Source organism: Corynebacterium sp. HMSC068H04, assembly GCF_001811255.1.
Classification (GTDB): domain Bacteria; phylum Actinomycetota; class Actinomycetes; order Mycobacteriales; family Mycobacteriaceae; genus Corynebacterium; species Corynebacterium hesseae.
In genome coordinates this window covers 97,742-99,814 of sequence record NZ_KV804020.1, presented here as the reverse complement: position 1 = coordinate 99,814, position 2,073 = coordinate 97,742, and the positions used below count along the sequence as shown (strand labels likewise).

Sequence of the window (2,073 nt, the reverse complement as noted above, 5' to 3'; positions counted from 1 at the left end):
CCCGACGTGTCTACTTTCCGGGGGTCAGGCCCTGCATTCGAGCAAACAAACCTGACAAGGAGTGTCATATTCCGGAAAATATTGTGGTTCCAGCGATAATTACGGCATGAGATCGGCGCGCCTGTTGTCTATGCTCTTGCTATTGCAAACCCGAGGCCGTGCTACGGCTGCCGAGCTGGCTTCGCATTTTGAGGTTTCCCAGCGCACAATACTGCGTGACGTTGATGCACTCTCGGCCGCAGGAATACCTGTTTATACGGAGCAAGGTATGCATGGTGGGATTGTGCTCGATAGGCGCGCTCGATTGAACGCTTCTCGATTGGATCCGACTGAGATTCAGCTGATGAGGATTCTTGGCGTCGGGGCAGATTCACTCGCACACTTGGGGTTTGGCCAAGACATCGCCCTGCTGCAGAAGAAAATGAACGCAGTCTCATTCTCTAAAGCGTCCGATACTCATAATTTGGAAGAAAAGGTCCTACTTGATTCCAGTGGCTGGGTTAGCAATGAAACCCAAAACGACTTAGAAGAGTTGCTAGAGGCTGTACGGAAAGAAGCTCGAATTGAGGTGTCCTATCGCCGAAGCGGGGACAAGAAGCAACAACGTGCTGTGGCTGATCCTTATGGGCTTGTACACAAGGGTAGAAGTTGGTACTTGGTCGTTGATATCGATGGGGAACCAAGGATGTTGGCAGTCTCGCGTTTAGAAACCTTTCGCGTTTTAGGTCAAGCTGCTCAGCTTCGTCCAGGGCAAAGTTTGGCAAGGGTGTGGGCGCAGCTCGTTGAGCAATTAGAAGAAGACATGCCAGTTCGAATCACCGCACTTCTTCGAGCGACTCGGCTTGATATGGCATCTCGTATTTTGGGATCACGGCTTATCCATTATGAACCCGTGGACGAAAACTTTGTCCGTATCGTGGTGGGATATGCGGATATTCAGGGGGTAAGGCAATTGCTTCAGTTTGGGGACCACATCTGGGTCACCGATCCCCCGGAAGCAGTAAAAATCACTGCTGATCTAGCTAATGAACTTGCGAAACGACATAGTGGGACCACAAATCCTGAATCGTAGAAACCGAAGATGGGTACTGGGATGCCGTCGTAACAGGCCTGCTGAAAACGGTAAGAGGTGCGCTAACAATCTAGGAGCTCTCGTGGATCTTATGATTGGAGAAAAGTAAGTAACGATGGCTTTCGCTTCACTCGCAGGGTGGTGGAGTAAGGGCTTTGGAGGTTCAGAGCGCCTTCAAGGCGGGCGAGGGCCTCTTACCACTGGTGAAGCCGCAGCGTAGTGCGGGCATCTTAGCCGGTCTACAATCTTCCCACTTCACATTGAGGGTCTTTACCATGACGATTCTGTGTGATCTACCAAGGGTGTGAGAGCAGGTTTACATGTCACTCATGAGAATTCAGGTGAGCACGACTTAGAGGTTGAGGTACGCAAAATATTTCGGCCATAGTGTTGCGGATTATGCGCCCTTATCAGATTGTGGCCACTGAGCGCATTGTCACCAAGGTGCTAGCCGGTATCCACAACCACAAGTTGCTCGGCACGGTTAACGCTGGTGGCTATATTTGGCACACGACGGGATCAGGAAAACACAGACCTCGTTTAAGACGGCGCAGTATCACTTCACTTCCCCGAGGATTAATGCTGGCATGAGCAAAACGACCACAGCGACAAGGTGCGTCGTGGCTGCTGTTTCCCAGCGCTCGTGCGCGATAAAATAAAATATATCCCCATGCGGTGAATGCTATTGCCGTGGGGAAGAGCCCAAGGTATATGACTCCGAAAGAGGCGGATGCGGGCGCGGTCGATAGGTCATATATCAGTGTGTTGGTCCAAGGTGACAGGCCTATTGTCCCTGCAGCGGCTCCAGTTATGCTTGTGCTGTCTGTGTCTTGTAGGAGACGCTTTGTAAGACTGTTGCTCCGCTGTAGAGGAAGGCTCGATTTTCTCACGTGTGGGGAGCGCGGTGCGCGCTTTCTGCCGTGACTGAGGAAGTAGCCCTCATACGCAAAGCGGCCCTTCCGGTTTTAGAGTGCGTTGATTTTGTCCTGTAGTTGTCCGGA

At 51.7% G+C, this 2,073-nt stretch carries 2 protein-coding genes; both read left to right on the top strand.

From position 1 onward, the window contains the following. Positions 1-61 precede the first annotated feature (61 nt). The gene (locus tag HMPREF2792_RS10785; RefSeq protein ID WP_198530323.1) at positions 62-1,072 is read left to right on the top strand and encodes a helix-turn-helix transcriptional regulator; all 1,011 of its coding nucleotides are present in this window, start codon (positions 62-64) and stop codon (positions 1,070-1,072) included. Positions 1,073-1,471: 399 nt separating this feature from the next. Continuing rightward, a complete protein-coding gene (locus HMPREF2792_RS13485) occupies positions 1,472-1,663 on the top strand; it encodes a hypothetical protein (protein WP_158011602.1) in 192 nt (63 codons plus the stop codon). Positions 1,664-2,073 lie beyond the last annotated feature (410 nt).

Coding starts and splice junctions, on each gene's coding strand:
- HMPREF2792_RS13485 (WP_158011602.1), top strand. CDS start 1,472: ATGCGCCCTTATCAGATTGTGGCCACTGAGCGCATTGTCACCAAGGTG.